The following is a 19,483-nucleotide window of genomic DNA, read 5'->3' as shown; positions in this document are numbered from 1 at the left end:
GATCTGAATAATCTTCGAAGGCGCTTGTCAAGACGGCAAGGCTATAGAAGAAGGCGCAAGAGCTGAGCGAAAGCTTCGATCTTGCGCCTTTTATTTTTTTGTCGGATGGCTCAACGCATTTTTTCCCGCTTGATCAGATAGGTCTGCAAAATGGTGTTGTAGTCGCTCTGCACGTCCGCTTCGATGAAGTCGATCTTGTATTGATTGCAACGCATTTTCAGCGCGTTGTAAAATCGCGTAGCCTCTGTTTTATAATTCAGCTTTACCTCACCCGGGTTCAGCTTCAGCTTATCGCCGCTTTCGAGGTCGATAAATTCCATCGGACGGTCTTCGAAATTGAAGTGTAGTTCCGTCTGGTTGTCCATCACGTGAAAGACGATCACTTCGTGCTTGTTGTGCTTGAGGTGCTGCAGGGCTTTGAAGAGGTCGTCGGTGTCTTCGGCGCTGTCGAACATATCGCTGAAGATTACCACCAGGGAGCGCTTGTGGATCTTCTCCGCCAGCTCGTGTAGTACGCCGGCCACGTTGCTTTTTTGCAGCTGCTTTACCGGCGTTTCATCGATGTCGTTGAGCAAGCCCAGCATCTTGGTGAGGTGGGTAGCCGACGACTTCACGGGCGTCAGGGTCTTGATGGTGTCGGAAAACAGGCACAATCCCACAGCATCCCTTTGCCGGTGCAGCAGGTAGCTCAGGGCCGCCGCCGCGTACTTGGCAAACCGGATCTTGGCCTTGGTAGCCACCGGGTAAAGCATGGAAGAAGAGGTGTCGATGGCTATAAGACACCGCAAATTGGTCTCTTCCTCATATCTTTTCGTAAAAAGTTTGTCCGTCCGGGCATAAACTTTCCAGTCCAGATGGCGAGTGCTCTCCCCCTCGTTGTAGAGCCTGTGCTCGGCAAATTCCACGGAAAAGCCGTGGTAGGGGGACTTGTGGAGCCCGGTAATGAATCCCTCAACTAGTTGACGGGCAAGCAATTCCAGGCTTGCATGCTGCTTTACGTCTTGCTGATCTATCTTCACAATCGTTTTAAAAAGCTGTTTTTACATTCCTGCCCTATTGTACGTTAACGGTCAAATGGATGGTTAAACGCACAAAACCGATTTAAAATATTAAATCGGTTGTTTGCAATGATTTTTCAAAATACTACCTTAGACTAAACCAAACATAAATCTAACCCTAAAAACTGAAGGATTGTGGAAGAAAATAAGACAAACGGCAGGGATGAAATTTACTCAACGAAAGTAAAAGCCGGTAAGAGAACTTACTTTTTCGATGTTAAGGCCACCCGTTCGAACGATTACTACCTGACCATCACAGAAAGTAAGAAGCGTTTCAAGGAAGATGGATTTACGTATGAGAAGCACAAGATTTTCTTGTATAAAGAAGACTTCAATAAATTCGTAGAGGCATTGAACAACACGGTAAACCATGTGAAGCACGAACTGATGCCCAATGTGGACTTCACCCAGTTCGATCACGTGCACGAACGCGAAGAGGCCGAAGCCGAGACCACCACGGCAAAAACACCCGGCCTGGACACAGAACTCAAGTGGGACTAAAACCTTTCTGAATGACACATACCTACCTAATCTAAATCCATAGGAGCCCCTGAGCAATCGGGGGCTTCTTTGTTTTTGGGCCTTTCTGCAACATTCCTGGCCGGGATCCCTCTTTTCCGCATTTTGAGCCCACTGGCAGGCCGTTAGGATTTAATCGGGCCCGGGGTGTCCCGGTATGCGTCAGGCGGTTATATTTGCGGCCTGAAATTTATCGAAACAGACTTTTTATGGGACTTCAGTGCGGAATAGTAGGATTGCCAAACGTTGGAAAATCGACCCTGTTCAATTCCATTTCCAACAATAAGGCGGAAGCCGCCAACTTTCCGTTCTGCACGATAGAGCCCAACGTAGGCATTATCAGCGTGCCGGACCCCCGGCTCAAGATCCTGGAAGGGCTGGTGAACCCCCAGCGCGTGCTACCCACTACCATCGAGTTTGTGGACATTGCCGGCCTGGTGAAGGGTGCCAGCAAAGGGGAGGGGCTGGGCAACCAGTTCCTGGCCAACATCCGCGAGGTGAATGCCATCGTGCACGTGATCCGCTGTTTCGAAAACGACAATATCGTCCACGTTGACGGCCGCGTCGATCCCGTTTCCGACAAGGAGATCATCGACACCGAGCTGCAACTGAAAGACCTGGAGTCGATCGACAAGAAAATCAACCGCGTTGAACGCGCTGCCAAAAGCGGCGATGTGAAAATGAAGAAAGAGCTGACCGTTCTCCAGCAATACAGGGAAACCTTGCTTGCCGGCAAGAACGCCCGGGCCCTCCAGGTGAGCGAGGAAGATAAAGTTGCCGTCGCCGACCTGCAATTATTGACCGCCAAGCCCGTTATCTATGTGGCCAACGTGGAGGAGGACTCCATTCATACCGGCAACAAACATGTCGATGCGCTGAAAGCCCACGTCCAACACGAAAATGCCGAGGTGGTCGTAATCAGTGCTGCAATCGAAGCACAGATAGCCGAGTTGGAGAGCCAGGAAGACCGCGAAGTATTCCTCCAGGAGTATGGCCTGACCGAATCCGGCCTCAATAAGCTCATCCGCGCCTCGTACCATTTATTGGATCTTATCACTTATTTCACCGCCGGCGAAAAAGAAGTGCGGGCCTGGACCATCCAAAAGGGCTGGAAGGCCCCCCAGGCAGCGGGAGTGATCCACACCGACTTTGAAAAGGGCTTTATCCGCGCGGAAGTCATTAAATTGGCTGATTATCAGAAATATAAGACCGAACAGGCCTGTAAGGAGGCCGGTAAAATGTCCGTTGAAGGCAAGGAATACGTGGTAGAGGATGGTGACATAATGCACTTCCGGTTCAACGTGTAAAGTTTTCCCTCAAAATTCATTAGAACCTTTCTGTTTTTTTCTTAGTTTTATAAACTGCTCATATTCAGTATTAAGCAGGCTTTTTGCTACGGTAATTTTTTAACCCCATTTAACTTTTTTGGGTTTGAGAACCAGAATTATTTTTTCGCTGAAAAACAGGGGTGCTTACGTTCCATTTCACCATCAATACTTGCTGGCGCAAGTGATCAAAGGGCTGCTCATATTCGGGCCCGAGAAAAGCTATGTGGAATTCAACCAGTATAACTTTTCCGGACTGAAAGGTCAGACCAAAGTAAGCCGCAAAGGTCTTCATTATTTTTCCGCCAAGGTCACGCTCGTGTTCGCCTGTTCCGACAAGGCGTTTATGGACTATTTCCTGGCCCGCCTTTTTGAACAAAAGGAAGTCATCGTCGGCAACATGCACCTGGTGCCCGAATCGGTAGAAGAGGAGGAGCCCGTAACGATCACCGACGAATCGCGCTTTCTCTGTATTTCACCCATCGTAGTGATCCCGGCCACCTTCAACGACGAGAGCGGCAAGAAATTCGTATCGCCCGAAAGCGACGAGTTCTCCGATCTGCTCTACGACGCCACGCTTTCGCGGATGGAAGCCACCGGCAAGTACACGGCCGAACAACTGGCCTCATTCTATAAATTCCAGATCGTAGCCGACCACGACTACATCCAGCGTATCCAGGCCTCACATAAGAAATTTGCGCGTATTTATCCGTTATACGACAACGACGTCAAGTTCGAGGTGCGTGGCTACACGTTCCCGTTCACGCTATACGCCGCCAAGGAAGTGCAGCAGTTCATCTATGAAAATGGATTGGGCTACTTCACGCACAAAGGCTTCGGCATGCTGGACGTGGCCAACAACGACTCCATCCACCGTGCGCCCCAGCACGACATGAACTACGCCTAGCGCGGGTTCTTATCCAACCGTATATAACCGATCAACAGGTCCGCACGGGGCTGGAAGGGTCTGTAATACACCAGGATCTCGTAATAATTCTCCGTTTCAAAATGACTGCCCTCAAAATAGTAGGGGGGCAGGGTAGATGATTTCACGAGGTATTGATAGTCGTACCAGCCTTGCTTTAACAAAACGCGGGCTGAATATTGGCTCTTGGCCGAGTCGTAATGCATCTTGTTCTCCTGGTTCAGGTTCCAGTAGTTGAAGGCACCCGTCACGTACACGTCGCCGCTCACGGGCGGGCTGGACAACGAGAAATTCACATTCACATAGTTGGAATAGGCCAGCTCCTTGTTGTAGTCCAGATTGTCGATGTTGTAGCCACCGTCGAGATCGTTGTATTGCGCGTAGGATTCGCCGTTGCGGCTTTTGTCTTTGGCGACGAAGGCGTCGAAAGGCTTTTGCTTTTTGTCCACATAGGCGACGTTCCGGCCCGGATAGTTGAGCGAGCGCAGGTCAAAAAAACGGAACTCGTTGCCGCCCCGGAACATTTTAGACTCGTCGAAGAAGCGGTATTCCAGTTCTTTTTCAATGTCATGAACGAAACTGGGCTTGATGTCGCTGGCCATATTGTCCCACCGCTGGTTCTGGCGGATGTTCACATGCACGTCGATCAGCGGGTTGTTGATGTCGAGATTTTGATAGCTGATGCTGAAATTGAGCTGCTGGTTCAGGTTGGCCACGGTGCCCGGACCCAGCAGGTTGCCGTTGCTGGTGAAGCTCACCTGCGAATCAAACACCATGAAACGCTTGCTCAACACGATGTCGCCCTTATCACTCCCGCGGTAGACGACAGCCACATAGTTGCCGGGGATCTTCACCCCGGGCAGGCCTACCCAGTAGTGTACAAAGGGAATGTGGGTATCGACCGAGAACTCGGAGTTATTGATGGGAAACTCGTTGTAGGTTTCTAGAAAATCCAGGTCCTGCAGGTCGGATTTGGTCCAGTCGTGGTTGCAGTGGACAAATTTTACATAGTAGGTGTCGCGCTCGGGGCGCAGGTCGTCGAATTGAAGCAGCAGGTTCCATTGTCCGAGGGCCGTCACCGCGGGTGCGGCGGGGGCGCCGGTAGGGCCCAACTGGATGGTTTTGATCTGGGGTTCGTAGGCAAAGTCCAACAGCCTCAGTACTTTAGTATTACCGGTGGAATTCGACGAACTTTGTGAGATGGGTGTGCAGGCCGTCAGGCTGGCACACAGCAGGAAAAGATAGCTATACTTCATTGGCGTTAAAGATAACCATTTCCAACTTTTCCGTTAATGCGGGTGTCTAATGTGTAAAATGGCGGAATTATAAGGGTACATGCTCAGCGAACAAGAACTCATTGAGGGATGTCGCAAAGGCAACAGGGCTTTCCAAAAAGCTTTGTATGACCGCTATTGCCGAAAAATGCTGGTAGTATGCCTCCGTTATTCGAAAACAACCGCCGAAGCGGAAGACATCTTGCAGGAGGGGTTTGTAAAAGTATTTCAGGGCATAAAGGACTTCCGCCAGGAAGCAAAACTGGAGACCTGGATCACGCGCATTATGGTGAACACAGCCCTAAATGTTCAGCGCAAAAAACTATACCTCTATCCGATGGTGGACGTGGCGGAGATCAACCTGCCCGAAGAAGAAATGAGCATTTCCGGGATCCACTTTACCCAGTTGCTGGAGATGATCCAAGCCCTGCCGCAGGGATGCCAGATCGTGTTCAACCTCTTTGCCATCGAGGGCTACAGCCATAAAGAAATAGCAGAGTCATTGGGGATATCGGAGGGAACATCGAAGTCGCAGTTTGCGCGGGCGAAGAGCCTGTTGCAGGCTAAGTTATTAAAGGAATCAACGTACTATGAACGATATGGAGAGGCGAAAATTTGAGGATGCCGTGAAAGACGCATTTTCGGGAGCCGAGGCGAGTCCGACCGAAACGGTATGGACGAACATCGAGCTGGACCTGGAACGCGCTGAGGGCGACAAGATGCGCCGCAGGATCGTCTTCTATAAACTGGTGGCAGCCGCCTCGGTTGCTTTTGCTATGTGTATGGCAGGTCTTGGCTATTACACCGTAACGAAGAATGAATCCGGAGCAGGGGACAATGCTTTGTCCGTCAACAGCACACAAGGGCCTTTGGGCACAGAAGAAACGCTTTCCTCAAATGAAACTATAAGTAAATCGGTTGAAATACCTGATAATCAAAATAATATATCTGAATTAGACGATAAAAACGGAAATGGTTCGCTGACTTCGACCGAAGAGAGTAACGCTTCATTTACACCGGAAACGTCGCGCGATGGCGATGTATTGATCGCTCAAGCAAAAAGGAATACTTCCACAAAAAACGGAACAGGGACGCATCAGGCGTCGGTTAAGTCACAGATAATCAACGATAAAGAGCAGATAACATCCGAATCGGTTCAACCTGTACAGCCCACGTTGGCAAGTGCAGAAGCATCTCAAAAGGCAAATCATGGGGTGGCAGATTCCAAAACCGGGTTGACGGATACTAAGGCGAATGCCTCCAAAATCACAGGAGAAAGTACTGTCTCTTCGGATAAATCTTCATCTTTGGCTTTAGTTAAATCAACTCAAACATCTGATTATAAGGATTTAACGAACGATAAACCGACCTCCGAAAAAAACGCAAACAGCGACGCTTTTGCCCAGCAGAGCCAGCCGTTGGTTGCCTCGGAGGAGGAATGGGATGGTTACAAGCCGTTTGTGTTTACGGCGCGGAACCTGCCGCCATTCTATAAAATGAATTCTCCCAAGCTCAAACTCCCGGGTGATCAAATTGATCCAGGTGAACGGCTCTTGGCTGAGCTGGCGCTTAAAGAGAAGGCCTACGCGGATGAGGACAAGAAGGAAAAGCAACAGACGTCGGAGAAGTTGTGGACATCGGTGGGCTTTGCTGCTGGCGGGTTTAACTCGCTCAATAGCAGTGTTTCACCTACTACCTCTGCAAGCTTAGCTGCATTCAATAGCCCGGCCTCCAATGGCAACAATGTGGCCGATAAGCAGGCCAAGGCATCGGGTGTTTCCTATTCCGTCGGTGTGAGCATGGGAGCAAAACTTTCGAAACGGTGGCTGATCCAAGGTGGTGTGAACTACCTGACACAGTCCTCTAACTACACCGCTAACAGCGTGGTGGCTTCCGACAATTTTCAGTCGCTCAAGGCAGAGTCCATCAATGCTTCGTATGGCGACATCACCCAACAATCGCAGTCGGCAGATGCAAACGCCAGAAATAAGAGTGCACCGACCTTCCCGTATTCGGTGAACAACAACGTCCAGTTTATGAGTGTGCCGGTGCAGGCGGGCTACCTGGTGATCAACCGGAAATTCGGACTGCAGCTGAACGCAGGATTGTCGACGGATTTGTTCCTCCAGAATACAATAACTCCCGAGGGTGGCAGTTTAGATAAGACAACCCAGGGAAGAGGGGACGATTCGCCGTATCGGTCGGTGAATTTTAGCGGTCTAATGGGAACAGAATTGAGTTACAAATTCGGACATCGTTATAGGCTTGCTTTGAACCCGGGATTGCGTTATCCCATCAACTCCGTATACAAGTCCGACATCGGTATTCAATCCACTCCGCTCACCTTTGATGTGGGCCTTCGGTTCCGCTACATTTTTCGCTAGCCTGTCCAACCTTTTAACGGATGGTTGTGTCTAACACGTAAACCCAAAAACCCACCGTTATATGGATACACTAGAGAACAGACTGCAGCGACGGATACATGTATCTCTGTATGCCTTGCTTTTTTTGACGGTACTCTTAGGGATCAGCGTTCTGCTGGAAGGCTGCTCCGACAAATGTCAACTGACCAGCGAGTATGCCTATTACGAGCCGGTCTACACTCCGATAGCCGAGCTGCGCAACAGCGTCCAGGTAGAGGCCCCGAAGGCGCTGGAAGCCGTAGGAAAGATCTACTACAAAGGAGAGACCCTGTTTGTGAATGAACCCGGCAACGGCATCCACATCATCAACAACGCCGACCCGGCCCACCCCGTGGCGCAGAAGTTTTTGAGCGTGCCCGGCAGCTACGAACTGGCGGTAAAGGGCAACACGCTCTATACGGACAGTTATGTGGACCTGGTGGCCTTCGACATCCGCGACCTGAACAACATTCATGAGATCGCCCGACTGGAAAATGTCTTCACAAACGTGGGCTCCCTCGGTTTCACCGTTAATGAGAACGGCGTGGTGACCGACTGGGAGAAAAAGAAAATGGTGAATTTATCCGAACCCGACTGTGAAACGGTTTTGCAGCCCTGGGGTGGAGTATATTTTGATCGCGGTATCGCGTTGTCGAGCGCTGCCGCGTCGAACTTTAATGCAAAGGCCGCCATCACTCCGGGGACCGGCTCTGGCCCTGGAGTGGGCGGTTCTTTGAACCGGTTCGCCCTCAACGCAGGCCACCTCTATCTGTTGGACGGCCCTGATATGCAAGTGGTTGACGTGACCACGGAAACCAGTCCCATGGCCAAATCGCGGGTGAACGTAGCCTGGGGAATAGAAACCATTTTTCCATACGACAAGAATATTTTTGTGGGGTCCACAGCGGGCATGCATATCTTCGACATCTCTTCGCCCGAGGCCCCGGTGAAGGTGAGCACCTATGAGCACATCCGGAGCTGCGACCCGGTGGTAGTGGACGGCCAGTATGCTTACGTCACCCTCCGTTCGGGAACGACCTGTCAAGGCTTCACCAACCAGTTGGAGGTGATCGACATTAAAAACCTTGCCTCGCCCCAGATCCTGAAGGTCTATCCCTTTACGAATCCCCATGGCCTCGGCATTGACAACACCACCTTGTTTATCTGCGACGGAGACGACGGCCTCAAAGCCTTCGACGCTTCGGACATAAACGCCATCGACAAGCACCTCCTGGCCCATTACAAAGACATCAATGCCATCGATGTTATTCCTTTCGACGATGTGCTGATGATGATCGGCACGGACGGCATCTATCAATATGACTATTCTGATGCTTCCAAGATCACGTTGCTCAGTCATATAGATATCGTCCCGCATGTCGACTAAACCTCGTCTTTTCTTTTTCCTGTTTTTACTTCTGACCTGCCAGGCGTTTGCGCAGACCGACAGCGTCGGGCATGCCGGCGGAAAGATCCGGTACTGGAACAATTTCCTTTTGGGAGGTCTTCGGGGAGACCACAAAGAAGTGTTTTTTTCATTTGCTACCACCCATGGCATTCGCCTGGGACGCCTGGCGGTGGGGTTGGGGGCGGGCTTGGATGCCTATGGCGATTGGAAAGTGATCCCGATGTTTGCCAGCGCGTCGTTTGATTTTGCCCGGATAAAGAACGATGCCCTTTTTATCCAAATGAACGGCGGCTATGGCCGTGCCGTCTATACGGGTGAGGATAGAATGGGTGTACCGGCCGGGATCGAAAATGGTGGTGGGAAGATGTTCAATCCCATGTTGGGCTACCGGATCAAAGCCGACCGGTTCCGGATCTATGTTGCCTTGGGCTATAAATTCCAGCGGAATAAATACACCTACGACTATAACTTTCCGGAAGTCTTTGCGCCCGATGGCACTCCATACGAATATCCAAAGTATTCCGTTTTGGAGGACATGCAACGTTTTGTTGTGCAAATGGGCTTTGGCTGGCACTAGCGCCTGCCGGGATTTTTGTGACGGGTAGGCTAACCGGTTGTCTTCTTTTTTCCGTGGACTCCATCCCGGCCATTCTCTCTATTTCCAACGACCCATTTATTGTCTTCACGTCTAACGTGTTCGCTATACTCGGGCTGGTCTCCCTGAATTTCGTGGCGGCCGGTGGTAAAATATTTTGTTTACCTCAAGTATGGGCTGTTGGCCATTCTGGCGTCGGTTGTGGTGCGGAAAAAGGAGGGAGGGCCGAAATCGGATCTGCCTACGGCGCACTGATCTGGTCGATCTCTTCGGCCAGGGCTTCCCACTTTTTATTGGCTTGTGCCAGGTCTTCCTGCACCTTTTTGAAATCGGCCTGGGTGCTCTTCAATTTCTCCACGTTGCTGAACACCTCAGGGGTGGCCAGGGCTTGCTCGATGGATGCCTTGCGGCCTTCCAGTTGGGTGACGAGGTCTTCGGCTTTTTTCAAATCCTTCTCCAACATTTTCAGCTTGGCGTCCACAGAAGGCGTGTGGGTTTGCTTGGGTTTGGGTTCGTCGGCTTTCTTTTGGGCTTTGGGAGGCTCGACCTTCTTCAAACCACTGGCTTCATTTTTCTTGCGCCAATATTCGTATTCGTCGTAGGTTCCGGGATATTCCTTGATCTGTTTGTCTTCGATATACCAGATCTTGTTGGCGATCTGCGAAACAAAGTGACGGTTGTGCGACACGACCACAAAGCTGCCCAGGTATTGTTGCAGCGCCTGGATCAGGATGTTTTCGGAGATAAAATCCAAGTGGTTGGTGGGTTCGTCCAGCAACAGGAAGTTGGCTTCGGAAATAAGTGTCTTGGCCAGGGCTACACGCGATTTCTCTCCCCCCGACAATACCTTGATTTTTTTGAAGACATCTTCATCCGAAAAAAGAAAACATCCCAACACACCGCGCAGTTCTTGCTCGGATTTGCCGGAGCCCGCCTGCTTCAGCTCTTCCAGGATCTCGTTTTCCAGGTGGAGCGATTCCAATTGGTGCTGGGCAAAGAACGCCTGGATGACATTGAAGCCCATGATGCGTTCGCCATCGACAGGCTCGGTATTCGAGAGGATGCGCAGCAGGGTTGACTTTCCTTTTCCATTGGCGCCGATCAATGCGATCTTGTCGCCCCGTTCGATGGAGATGGAGGTATGTTTCAATATTTCCAGCGGGCCGTAGGCCTTGGACACATCTTTCAGGGTGACGATGAAGCGGCCGGGCTGCTGGTTGAATTTGAATTTAAAGTTTACGGCGGCCGTGTCGTCCACCACTTCCTCGACCAGGTCCATTCGTTCCAGCGCTTTTACGCGCGACTGCACCTGGCGTGCTTTGGTGGCCTTGGAGCGGAAGCGTTCGATGAAGCGTTCGGTTTGTTTTATTTTTTGTTGTTGATTCTCGTAGGCGCCTTGCTGGATCTCCTGGCGAAGCTCTTTTTCTTCCAGGTAGAAGCTGTAGTTGCCTTCGTAGGTGATGAGCTGTTGTTGCGTGACGTCCACGATCTTGCTCACCACGTTGTCGATGAAGGTTCTGTCGTGCGAAACGATCATGACGGCGCCTTCATAGCTTCGCAGATAGTTTTCCACCCATTCGATGGAGGGAAGATCCAAGTGGTTGGTGGGCTCATCGAGCATGAGCAGCGACGGCTTTTCCAGGAGCAGTTTGGAGAGCATGACGCGCATCCGCCAGCCGCCGGAAAATTGTTTCAGGGGGCGGTGGAGGTCGGCGGTGGCAAAGCCGATCCCTTCCAGCACTTCTTCTGCTTTGGATTGGATGGTATAGCCGTCGAGGTGGTCGTATTTTTCCTGGAGCTTGGAGAGCTTTTCTACCAGGGCGTCGGAGTATTCGGTTTCGAGGGTTTTGATGACATGTTCCATTTCCCGTTCGATGTCCACCACCTCTTTGAAGGCGCCCATGGCCACCGTGAGGATAGAGTCTTCAGTTTGATAGGAGAGCAGGTCCTGGTTGAGGAACCCGATGGTGCAGTCGCCACTTTTGCTCACGGAGCCCGCATCCAGCTTGAGTTCGCCGTTGATGATCTTCAGCAGCGTGGATTTCCCCCGGCCGTTGAGTCCGATGAGGCCGATCTTGTCCTTGGGTTTGATGAACATGCTGGCGTTCTCATACAGGGCACGGCCGCCGATAAAATACGAAATGTTGGAAACTGAGATCATGGCGCAAAAATAATCAAGGATTGCCAGGATTCTGGCTCCTTCGATTTTTAAAACTTACAACACAGGTCCAGCCTAAACCATTCATAAAAGGAGGGTGTTTAATGACACCGGAAAGCTCTAAATTTCAACTTTCACCCGAAAAAAAACCTATGATAACCCTGAAAACCATTCCTGCCGCCCTGTTGGTCGTTATGCTGGCCTGTGGCAACTCCACGGAAGTGAGACCACCCGAATCCAAGGCCGACGCCAGCGCACCGGCCCTGACCGGCTACGCGGCCACCTTGCCCCTGGACAAAGTAAAGCTCCCTGCCGGTTTCAAGATCGACGTGTATGCCGAAGTGGAGGATGCCCGTTCGCTGGCCATAAGCCCCTCGGGGGTGGTCTACGTGGGCAATAGAAATAAAGACAAGGTATACGCCCTTAAGGACACCGACGGCGACTTCAAGGCCGACAAGAAGTGGGTGCTGGCCAGCGGTCTGAACATGCCCAACGGTGTGGCCTTCCGCGACGGCGACCTCTATATTGCTGAAGTGAGCCGCATCACCAAGCTCCCAGCCATCGAATCCAAGCTCGACAATCCGCCCGCACCGGTCGTGATCAAAGACGACTATCCCAAAGAGACCCATCACGGTTGGAAATACATCGCGTTTGGCCCCGATGGCAAGCTGTATGTGCCCGTGGGCGCCCCCTGCAACATCTGTGAATCGAAGGACGAGATCTTTGCCAGCATTACGCGTCTCAACAAGGATGGCTCGGGTCGCGAGATCTTTGCGCAAGGGGTGCGCAATAGCGTGGGCTTCACCTGGCACCCGGTCACCAAAGAGCTGTGGTTCACCGACAACGGCCGCGATATGCTGGGCGATGATGTGCCCTCGTGCGAGCTCAACCTGGCGGCAAAACCGGGGATGCATTTCGGGTATCCGTATTGTCATGAAGGCGGTATAAAGGATCCGGAGTTTGGCGACAAGCGACCTTGTTCGGAATTTACGGCGCCTGCCGATAAGCTCGGGCCGCACGTGGCTCCGCTGGGGTTGAAGTTCTATACCGGTACTATGTTTCCGGCATCCTATAAAAATCAGTTGATCGTTGCCGAGCATGGCTCGTGGAATCGCAGCAAGAAGAGCGGGTACAACCTGAGCTTGGTGAAGTTGAATGGCAATAAGGTTACCGGCCACGAAGTTTTTGCCAGCGGTTGGATGGATGACGCCACGCAAAAAGTGTGGGGGCGGCCGGTGGATGTTCTTTTGCTGCCGGATGGATCGATGCTGGTTTCGGATGACCAGGCGAACGTGATCTATCGGATATCGTATAAGAAAGGTTAACGTCTCACCTTCGCTAAAGCTTCGGCGAACAAAGAAGAAACAAAGAGCGCAACGTCATCGCAAAAAAAATCTCAGCGATGACGTTGCGCTCTTTGCGTCTCGGCGGTTCAATATAATTACTTCATTGCCTGAAACTCTGCCAGTGACGTTTCACCTTCGTACAATTCCAATGTATTACCATCGATCTTATAGGAGGCGGCGTGTGTCAATGCGTAGGTATAAAAATCTTCTATCTCCATCTGCTCCTTCCCGCACATCATGCGCGTGGATGCCGTGTTGAAAGTGATCTTTTCACCTGAAAGGGTGTAGCTGCCGGTAATGGTATTGCATCCGGCAAAGCCTTGTACTTTTTTATCGCTCAACAGGAAGTAGACATCCTTGCCATTGTCGGGTGTGATGACCGGGACACCGTTCATCTCCGCCAATTTCCAGCGGGTATTTTCCAATGTCGTCGCGGTAGTGGTCTTAGAGGATTTGCATTGGAAGAGGGCGAGGGATGCCAGCGCGAGAATGAGGAGTTTTTTCATGGCAGAAAAATGTCGGTCTATGTAAAGTTAAAACTTTACACGAGATAACAACCCGGGCTGGCCGAATGTTGCAAAGCACCGGCCAACCCAGGTCAAAGGAGATTATAGTTCGCGGATCCAGATGTTCCGGTAGGCCACCGGGTTGCCGTGGTCTTGCAGACGGATGGAGCCGGTTTCATAAGGTTTGTATACAGGCCAGCCGATGTATTCTGTCGGTCCCCAGATGGCTACGTGATTGAGCGACAGCACGCCGTTGTGTACGACGGTAACATAAGCGGGAAGCAATACACGGCCGTCTTTGTCGAAACGGGGTGCCGTAAAATATATATCATAGTATTGCCACTCGCCCGGTTTTTTGCAGGCGTTGGCCATCGGGATGTGCTGCTTGTAGATGGCGCTGGCCTGGCCGTTTGCATAGGTCTTGTTGTTGTAGTTGTCGAGCACCTGTACTTCATAACGTTCCTGCAGGAAGATGCCGCTGTTGCCGCGGCCCTGGCTGGTTTGTTCCGGCTTTACTTCGGCGGGGGAATGCCATTCGACATGCAATTGAAAGTCGCCGAATTCTTTTTTCGTTTTGATGTCTTTGCCGCCGGGCAGCACGGTGAAGGCGCCATCCTTTACAGGCCACTTGGCCGCGCCACCGTCGATGCTCACCCAGTTGTCGAGATTCTTTCCGTCGAAGAGCACGAGGGCATCGGAGGGAGCGTCATTGGGCTTGTCGCCGGGGGTAACGATCTTGGGTTGAGGTTCCCATACTTCGGACGATTCCGGCGTGGCCTTTGGATTGGGTTGGGCAAATGCGGCTCCAACCCCCAAGGTTAAAGCGGCGATGATCAATGCGGGTTTATGGATCCTGGTCATAGGGTTTATAGAGTTAAAAATCATTTGCAATGTCGTCTACCTTTTTGTCCTTGTCGGCTTTCATCATTTTGTGGAGACCATAGGAAATGTAGAGCATCTCCAGTTTGTGTTTGCCGGCGGCGTGAAACTTGAGGATCATCTTGTCGGATTTCCAGAAGTAGGTTTCATTCTTTATGTCGTAGTCGGCTTTGCCATAGAGCGACTCCAAGGCTTTCATGAGGCGGGGATCTTTGTCGGCGAGTACGCGGATTTCGTAGACCATATCCTTGTAGGTCTTCAATTCTATTTTTTCCACGTTCACTTCGCCGATCTTCTCATACAAAGGATTGATCACTTCATAGAGCCTGGCGGGGAATTCGTCTTTCTCTTTGAATTCTTTGATGAGTTTAGAACCCGTCACCGAATCGATGGGGGCGTTTAGATGGATGTCTTTGAATCCGTTTCGTTTGTCAAGCTCCAGTGTATCCTGGCCCAGGCAGGGGGCAGCGACAACGAAAAATAGAAAGGCAGTAACTACGCGTATGTTCATCAATTTATAAACTTAACAGGAATGGAAAGTTTAATCCTATCCCAGAGTATCAAAAGGTCGGCCACGTCGTTTCGCTGGTCAAATTGCAGGGTGAATGGTTCGTAAATGGCGCCGGTAGTGGTTTGAACGGGGATGTCGAAACGGAGCACATCGAGCCGGTAATTATAGTTATAGGCGCCCCACAAACCCAGCTCGCTGTTGATGATGATGGTCCATTTATCTTTTTGAGGGATGGCGAACATGGAGTAGGTACCGGCTTTGAGCAGGAAGCCGTTGAGCGAAATATTTTTTGTCGCGGTGATCTCCGTTGCTTCATTGGCCCCCAGGCGCCACACCTGACCATAGGGCACGAGGCTTCCAAAGATCTCACGTCCCCGTTTCAGGGGCTGCGAATAGGTGATCTTGATGTAGGCGTCCTTATATTTTACCGTGGTCACGGCCATGGGACTGGGCCGGGGCTTGGCGGCTTCCTGCGCCCGGGTGGTGACCAGGGCCAGGAGGGATAGGAACATGGCGGAAATTAGAAGTCGTTTACCCCACATAGCGTTTTAAAGATAGTAATTTAGACTACAACCTTGTGTTCCTTTGCATAAACCATGCTGAATTCTGATTTTGTAAAAACTTATTTTCAACTATGACGCGCCCCGCATTCGACGATATATATATGGAGTTGGCCGTGAACCTGGCCAAGCGTTCCCACTGCATCAAGCGGCACGTAGGGGCCGTGCTCACCAAAGATACGCGCATCATCTCCATCGGCTACAATGGCCCGCCCTCCGGCACCCACAACTGCGACGAACAATGGCCCGAGACCGGCTGCCCCCGCGATTCGAAGGGGGGATGCTCATTGGCCATACACGCCGAACAAAATGCCATTCTCTATGCCGTCAAAAACAAAACGTCGGTGGAAGGGGCCACGCTCTATATCACGTTGTCGCCATGCCTGGCTTGCTCCCGTATCATTTTTTCGATGGGCATCCGGCGGGTGATCTACCTGCGGTCGTATGCTGAATATAAAGGAATACCCACGGATGAGGGAGTAGACTTTTTAAAGCGGTTCGGTGTGCAAGTCGATCGGTATCAGGGACAACTGTCGAACGTTACGCATATGATTTAGGGTGAGGCGATTGGGGTGACGGTGATCGTTCAGTGGACAAACTAAAAAAGGGATTACAAAGGGAGAGATTTTGTTGGTGGGACACCAACATACGTGATGTGGCATTCTTTTGAATCGCTTGGTAAGTTTTAAGATTGGGGCGAGTGATTTAGGTTGTTGGGGAGTGCCAACAAAAAAGGAGGGTGATCGGGTGAGGTTTGTTGGTGATGAACGCCAACAAAGGGTGCGGCTTACCGGCTCTTCAATGCTTTTTCGAGATCGCCTGTAAGTTTGGCGGTAACGCCTTTGGTCTTCTTGGCTTTCTCGGTGTTGAAGACGGCCAGGGCGCGGTCGGCCATTTCGTAGAGACCTGCAGGATTTTTATCGGCCTTATAACTTCCCAGACACCATTCGAGATCGGCCTGAAGTTGTGTGTCGATGCCGAGTTCCTTCAACTTGCTCAAGGCTTCTTCACAAACTTTGTCGATGGCGACGCCGGCTTTGGGTGCGGCGGCCTTCGGTTTGGCAGGAGTGGAAGCTTTCTTTGCGGGCGTCTTCGCCGGAGTTTTAGCGGGTGTTTTTGCCATGACCAGTTGGGTTAAAGTGTTTTGATGTGAGTAAGTTACGTGCGTTCGCCGGGGAAGACAAGCAGTTGATTTATAAATTTTACGCAACCGAATGAATACGCGGCGAGTTCAAGCAAAAGTTTAACACCCGGCCTGCATCGCGACAGATTTCAAGCAACCATGGAATTAAAAAGACGACGATCGGGGAAGATGTGCGGGCGGATGACAGCGGGCGTGACCAGATGTTGATGGCCCGTTGATGGCGACAAGACTGTTATAAAAAACGAAAGGGAAGTAAATCTAATTTACTTCCCTTCGCAAAGTTTCCTTAGGCCTTGCCTAATTACTTCTTCTTCTTAGCAGCTTTCTTAGCAGTTTTCTTGGCTGCTTTTTTAGCTGTTTTCTTCGCTGTTTTTGCCATAGCGTTTTAATTTTTTTGTTAAACGATACGAAAAGTTATAACAAAATATTTACACACAAAAATTTTTTGCGAAAAATTTTTTCTGAGCGAGATTTTTTTTCATGTGCAAGTGATGCATGATCGATCGGATTTTGATCCCTTCATCGCTCATAAAACATTCACTTCGGGTTGAAGAATGATGTCGAATTTTTCTTTCACACTGCCTTGAATGTCCATGGCGAGTTGCCATATTTTTTCGCCTTCACCACCTCCATAGTTCACCAACACCAGGGGTTGAAGCGGATGAACACCGATGGCTCCGAATGTTTTTCCTTTCCATCCACATTGCTCGATCAACCATGCTGCAGGAATTTTTACAAGGCTATCGGTCGATGGAAAAGATGGGAGCGAAGGATAACGCTTCTTCAGAAAATCGTGTAAATCAGCGTGTATTGAAGGATTTTTAAAAAAACTTCCGGCATTTCCAACGCGCGCGGGGTCCGGTAATTTGCTTTGACGAATGTGGATAACTGCATCGCTAATGTTTTTTACCGACAACTTTTCGCGTCCCATTTGCTTCAACGTTTCTTCGATCGCGCCATAGCTGATGTTGAACGCGTGATTTTTTTTGGTGAGGGTTAAAGTAATACTTGAGATTAAAAACTTGTCCTTTGCTTCATGCTTGAAGATGCTTTCGCGATACCCGAAACGGCATGCTTCGTTGCTCATCGAAGTCACCGTTCCACTGCCGATTTCCACCCCTTCGACGGTCAAAATATTTTTTTTTATTTCTACCCCGTAAGCCCCGATATTTTGCATCGGAGCGGCTCCGACGGTGCCCGGAATGAGGGAAAGGTTCTCCACGCCACCCCAATCCTGCGCCACACAATGCATGACGAAAGCATGCCAGTTTTCGCCCGCGCCGACTTTCAACGTCACCGTATCGTCGTCTTCCTGAACGACCTCCTTGCCTTGAAGTTCTACCTTCACGACCAGTCCATCGTAATCTTTAGTGAGTAAAATATTGCTGCCGCCACCTAAAAAGATGTGCTTCTCTTTCCGGAAGAGATCGGAAGCGATCAACGCCTGTGCGTCGGCGATGGACCGGATCGCCGTAAAATATTTTGCCCTGGCCTTGATCCCAAAGGTGTTATAGGGGAGTAACTCTATGTTTTCCTGGACATTCATACGCAAAAAATTCACCGGCAAGGTATAAAAAAGTAATTACCCCGGGATATAGGTTGGTCCTTTACCCCGGGGTAATGCCCGTGATGGCGAAGAGGGATGCTACTTGCTGAGCTGTCCGTTCAACTCGTCTTTGGAAATTTTAAAGATGCAGATCCGGGGGAATCGTCCCGCCAGATAGGTGGTGCCACACACTGCCAGACCGCCGTCGGATGTTTGGATGAGGCTGGAGATCTCATAAGGATTGGAAAATCCCAGGTAGCGGCTGCTGATAAACGTTCCGGTTTCCTGTTCATAGAAGTACAGACCGATCTGCTTCGACTTTGTGTTGCTGGCATAGACCAACGCATTCTTCGTGTCGGTCTTGGCTTGCAGGATCTTCACCGGAGCGTCGGGCACCAGTTCGGGAAGCGTGAATCCACCGAAGTCAGAACTCGCCGGGTCGCCACCGGGAATGTCTTTGCCGGGTAAGAAATAATTATTGCCATAGCTGAACCGCGACAAGGCAAACTTGTTGGCCCCCAGGTAGGAGACACCGCTCAGGCCGCCTTTATCGCTCTGTCCCTGAGCTACATTTGACGGATCGTCTGATGCAGCGTCGGTGAACACGAGGGAAAACGTGTAGTTATAGAATCCATTAAAATAGTACACGCCATTGGCCATGACGCCCGCCTCAAACGGCCATTGTCTTCCGGTACGGAGGTAATGTTCGATGACATATTTTTCAGTGATGATCTCGTCGTCGGAGCCTACGCCAATGTCGTAGCCTTTCGACTTCAGGATGCCGCCGTCTGTATTCAGGACAGAGATGACCGACAGCTTATCGTTGTTATTGTAACTGAGCAATATAAAGTTGTTGTTGGCAAACGATGCTGCCGCCGGATACGTAAGGTCCCCTTGCACAGGCGTGACGCTCACGGCTTCCAGCAACGCATCCACATTGGCGATCTGAGCCTGGAGGGTCTGAGCATCCATGCAAAAGAAATAATACTTCGTTTGGTATTCCATGAGCTTGCCGACGGGATAAACGCCGGTGGAGGCAGGAACTTCGATCTCTTTTACAAATTTTCCGTACTGATCGGCTTTCAACAGATAGATGCCGGCAAAATCGGAGTTCTCACTCAGACGTCGGCCGCCGAGCACGATGTACCCGCCATCAGGAGTCTCGCGCATGTCAATGGGGAAGTAGGACGCGTCGAACTTGCTGTTGTCAAAGATCGAGGCGAAATTTTGCTGATCGAATGAGGGGTTTGATTTTTCCGAACATCCGGACAAGAGCGATACGCCCAATACAAACAGCAGCAGCGAATAGTATTTTTTTAGCATGACA

Annotated in this window: 19 protein-coding genes and 1 pseudogene; 10 read left to right on the top strand and 10 right to left on the bottom strand. The window is 50.7% G+C overall.

All coding sequences use genetic code 11. From position 1 onward, the window contains the following. Positions 1-110: 110 nt before the first annotated feature. Positions 111-1,019 carry a DUF58 domain-containing protein gene (locus BUB30_RS05390; protein ID WP_073131760.1) on the bottom strand — a complete coding sequence of 303 codons (909 nt, stop codon included), beginning with the start codon at positions 1,017-1,019 and terminating at the stop codon, positions 111-113. A 174-nt stretch (positions 1,020-1,193) separates the two neighbouring features. Between BUB30_RS05390 and BUB30_RS05385 the strand changes: the two genes are divergently transcribed. From BUB30_RS05385 to cas6, 3 genes are all read left to right on the top strand, one after another. Beyond that, positions 1,194-1,559: a DUF3276 family protein gene (locus tag BUB30_RS05385; protein ID WP_073131758.1), complete on the top strand. Its 366-nt coding sequence runs from the start codon at positions 1,194-1,196 to the stop codon at positions 1,557-1,559. A gap of 227 nt (positions 1,560-1,786) precedes the next feature. Then, positions 1,787-2,884, top strand: a complete 1,098-nt coding sequence (gene ychF, locus BUB30_RS05380; RefSeq protein ID WP_073131754.1) for a redox-regulated ATPase YchF — start codon at positions 1,787-1,789, stop codon at positions 2,882-2,884. Positions 2,885-3,008: 124 nt separating this feature from the next. Continuing rightward, the gene (gene cas6 / locus BUB30_RS05375; RefSeq protein ID WP_084138091.1) at positions 3,009-3,809 is read left to right on the top strand and encodes a CRISPR-associated endoribonuclease Cas6; all 801 of its coding nucleotides are present in this window, start codon (positions 3,009-3,011) and stop codon (positions 3,807-3,809) included. On the opposite strand, the gene BUB30_RS05370 is transcribed toward cas6, so the two are convergent. Continuing rightward, on the bottom strand, positions 3,806-5,083 hold the full coding sequence (locus BUB30_RS05370; protein WP_073131751.1) for a type IX secretion system plug protein: 1,278 nt from the start codon (positions 5,081-5,083) through the stop codon (positions 3,806-3,808). The genes cas6 and BUB30_RS05370 overlap by 4 nt on opposite strands. Positions 5,084-5,162: 79 nt before the next feature. On the opposite strand from BUB30_RS05370, the gene BUB30_RS05365 reads away from it, so the two are divergent. The 5 genes and pseudogenes from BUB30_RS05365 to BUB30_RS35880 all read left to right on the top strand — a co-directional run. Continuing rightward, positions 5,163-5,720 (top strand): RNA polymerase sigma factor, encoded by a 558-nt coding sequence (locus BUB30_RS05365; protein WP_073131749.1) that lies wholly within the window; start codon positions 5,163-5,165, stop codon positions 5,718-5,720. Further along, positions 5,692-7,485 (top strand): outer membrane beta-barrel protein, encoded by a 1,794-nt coding sequence (locus BUB30_RS05360; RefSeq protein WP_073131748.1) that lies wholly within the window; start codon positions 5,692-5,694, stop codon positions 7,483-7,485. Before BUB30_RS05365 ends, BUB30_RS05360 begins: the two co-directional genes overlap by 29 nt. Before the next feature lie 61 nt (positions 7,486-7,546). Further along, the gene (locus BUB30_RS05355) at positions 7,547-8,890 is read left to right on the top strand and encodes an LVIVD repeat-containing protein (RefSeq protein WP_073131746.1); all 1,344 of its coding nucleotides are present in this window, start codon (positions 7,547-7,549) and stop codon (positions 8,888-8,890) included. Next, on the top strand, positions 8,880-9,488 hold the full coding sequence (locus tag BUB30_RS05350; RefSeq protein ID WP_073131744.1) for a hypothetical protein: 609 nt from the start codon (positions 8,880-8,882) through the stop codon (positions 9,486-9,488). The genes BUB30_RS05355 and BUB30_RS05350 overlap by 11 nt, the downstream gene beginning before the upstream one ends. Positions 9,489-9,505: 17 nt before the next feature. Then, positions 9,506-9,589, top strand: a pseudogene (locus tag BUB30_RS35880) (hypothetical protein); the annotation flags it as partial. A gap of 158 nt (positions 9,590-9,747) precedes the next feature. Here the strand turns inward: BUB30_RS35880 and BUB30_RS05340 are convergent. Further along, the gene (locus BUB30_RS05340) at positions 9,748-11,667 is read right to left on the bottom strand and encodes an ABC-F family ATP-binding cassette domain-containing protein (protein ID WP_073131743.1); all 1,920 of its coding nucleotides are present in this window, start codon (positions 11,665-11,667) and stop codon (positions 9,748-9,750) included. A 149-nt stretch (positions 11,668-11,816) separates the two neighbouring features. On the opposite strand from BUB30_RS05340, the gene BUB30_RS05335 reads away from it, so the two are divergent. Further along, positions 11,817-12,989: a PQQ-dependent sugar dehydrogenase gene (locus tag BUB30_RS05335; protein ID WP_073134813.1), complete on the top strand. Its 1,173-nt coding sequence runs from the start codon at positions 11,817-11,819 to the stop codon at positions 12,987-12,989. A 116-nt stretch (positions 12,990-13,105) separates the two neighbouring features. On the opposite strand, the gene BUB30_RS05330 is transcribed toward BUB30_RS05335, so the two are convergent. The 4 genes from BUB30_RS05330 to BUB30_RS05315 all read right to left on the bottom strand — a co-directional run bounded on the left by BUB30_RS05330 (position 13,106) and on the right by BUB30_RS05315 (position 15,418). After that, positions 13,106-13,516, bottom strand: a complete 411-nt coding sequence (locus BUB30_RS05330; protein ID WP_073131741.1) for an META domain-containing protein — start codon at positions 13,514-13,516, stop codon at positions 13,106-13,108. Positions 13,517-13,618: 102 nt separating this feature from the next. Then, positions 13,619-14,377 carry a 3-keto-disaccharide hydrolase gene (locus tag BUB30_RS05325; RefSeq protein WP_073131739.1) on the bottom strand — a complete coding sequence of 253 codons (759 nt, stop codon included), beginning with the start codon at positions 14,375-14,377 and terminating at the stop codon, positions 13,619-13,621. 13 nt (positions 14,378-14,390) lie between these two features. Next, positions 14,391-14,906 carry a hypothetical protein gene (locus tag BUB30_RS05320; RefSeq protein WP_073131738.1) on the bottom strand — a complete coding sequence of 172 codons (516 nt, stop codon included), beginning with the start codon at positions 14,904-14,906 and terminating at the stop codon, positions 14,391-14,393. Further along, on the bottom strand, positions 14,906-15,418 hold the full coding sequence (locus tag BUB30_RS05315) for a DUF2911 domain-containing protein (protein ID WP_143164771.1): 513 nt from the start codon (positions 15,416-15,418) through the stop codon (positions 14,906-14,908). The genes BUB30_RS05320 and BUB30_RS05315 overlap by 1 nt, the downstream gene beginning before the upstream one ends. 122 nt (positions 15,419-15,540) lie before the next feature. Between BUB30_RS05315 and BUB30_RS05310 the strand changes: the two genes are divergently transcribed. Next, entirely contained in the window at positions 15,541-16,023 is a 483-nt protein-coding gene (locus BUB30_RS05310; protein WP_073131735.1) for a deoxycytidylate deaminase, read from the top strand. A 230-nt stretch (positions 16,024-16,253) separates the two neighbouring features. Here BUB30_RS05310 and BUB30_RS05305 read toward each other — a convergent pair whose 3' ends face one another. From BUB30_RS05305 to BUB30_RS05295, 3 genes are all read right to left on the bottom strand, one after another. Then, complete coding sequence (locus tag BUB30_RS05305) at positions 16,254-16,589, bottom strand: hypothetical protein (protein WP_084137913.1); 336 nt, start codon at positions 16,587-16,589, stop codon at positions 16,254-16,256. 547 nt (positions 16,590-17,136) lie between these two features. Beyond that, positions 17,137-18,156 (bottom strand): UDP-N-acetylmuramate dehydrogenase, encoded by a 1,020-nt coding sequence (gene murB / locus BUB30_RS05300; RefSeq protein ID WP_073131733.1) that lies wholly within the window; start codon positions 18,154-18,156, stop codon positions 17,137-17,139. Positions 18,157-18,255: 99 nt separating this feature from the next. Further along, positions 18,256-19,479: a hypothetical protein gene (locus BUB30_RS05295; protein ID WP_143164770.1), complete on the bottom strand. Its 1,224-nt coding sequence runs from the start codon at positions 19,477-19,479 to the stop codon at positions 18,256-18,258. Positions 19,480-19,483: the final 4 nt, after the last annotated feature.

The sequence above is a fragment of the Chryseolinea serpens genome (genome assembly GCF_900129725.1).
GTDB lineage: Bacteria > Bacteroidota > Bacteroidia > Cytophagales > Cyclobacteriaceae > Chryseolinea > Chryseolinea serpens.
This window is presented reverse-complemented; position numbering and strand designations above follow the sequence as displayed.

Coding starts and splice junctions, on each gene's coding strand:
- BUB30_RS05320 (WP_073131738.1), bottom strand. CDS start 14,906: ATGAACATACGCGTAGTTACTGCCTTTCTATTTTTCGTTGTCGCTGCC.
- murB (WP_073131733.1), bottom strand. CDS start 18,156: ATGAATGTCCAGGAAAACATAGAGTTACTCCCCTATAACACCTTTGGG.
- BUB30_RS05315 (WP_143164771.1), bottom strand. CDS start 15,418: ATGTTCCTATCCCTCCTGGCCCTGGTCACCACCCGGGCGCAGGAAGCC.
- BUB30_RS05325 (WP_073131739.1), bottom strand. CDS start 14,377: ATGACCAGGATCCATAAACCCGCATTGATCATCGCCGCTTTAACCTTG.
- BUB30_RS05305 (WP_084137913.1), bottom strand. CDS start 16,589: ATGGCAAAAACACCCGCTAAAACTCCGGCGAAGACGCCCGCAAAGAAA.
- BUB30_RS05365 (WP_073131749.1), top strand. CDS start 5,163: ATGCTCAGCGAACAAGAACTCATTGAGGGATGTCGCAAAGGCAACAGG.
- BUB30_RS05295 (WP_143164770.1), bottom strand. CDS start 19,479: ATGCTAAAAAAATACTATTCGCTGCTGCTGTTTGTATTGGGCGTATCG.
- ychF (WP_073131754.1), top strand. CDS start 1,787: ATGGGACTTCAGTGCGGAATAGTAGGATTGCCAAACGTTGGAAAATCG.
- BUB30_RS05340 (WP_073131743.1), bottom strand. CDS start 11,667: ATGATCTCAGTTTCCAACATTTCGTATTTTATCGGCGGCCGTGCCCTG.
- BUB30_RS05350 (WP_073131744.1), top strand. CDS start 8,880: ATGTCGACTAAACCTCGTCTTTTCTTTTTCCTGTTTTTACTTCTGACC.
- BUB30_RS05310 (WP_073131735.1), top strand. CDS start 15,541: ATGACGCGCCCCGCATTCGACGATATATATATGGAGTTGGCCGTGAAC.
- BUB30_RS05370 (WP_073131751.1), bottom strand. CDS start 5,083: ATGAAGTATAGCTATCTTTTCCTGCTGTGTGCCAGCCTGACGGCCTGC.
- BUB30_RS05360 (WP_073131748.1), top strand. CDS start 5,692: ATGAACGATATGGAGAGGCGAAAATTTGAGGATGCCGTGAAAGACGCA.
- BUB30_RS05335 (WP_073134813.1), top strand. CDS start 11,817: ATGATAACCCTGAAAACCATTCCTGCCGCCCTGTTGGTCGTTATGCTG.
- BUB30_RS05330 (WP_073131741.1), bottom strand. CDS start 13,516: ATGAAAAAACTCCTCATTCTCGCGCTGGCATCCCTCGCCCTCTTCCAA.
- BUB30_RS05355 (WP_073131746.1), top strand. CDS start 7,547: ATGGATACACTAGAGAACAGACTGCAGCGACGGATACATGTATCTCTG.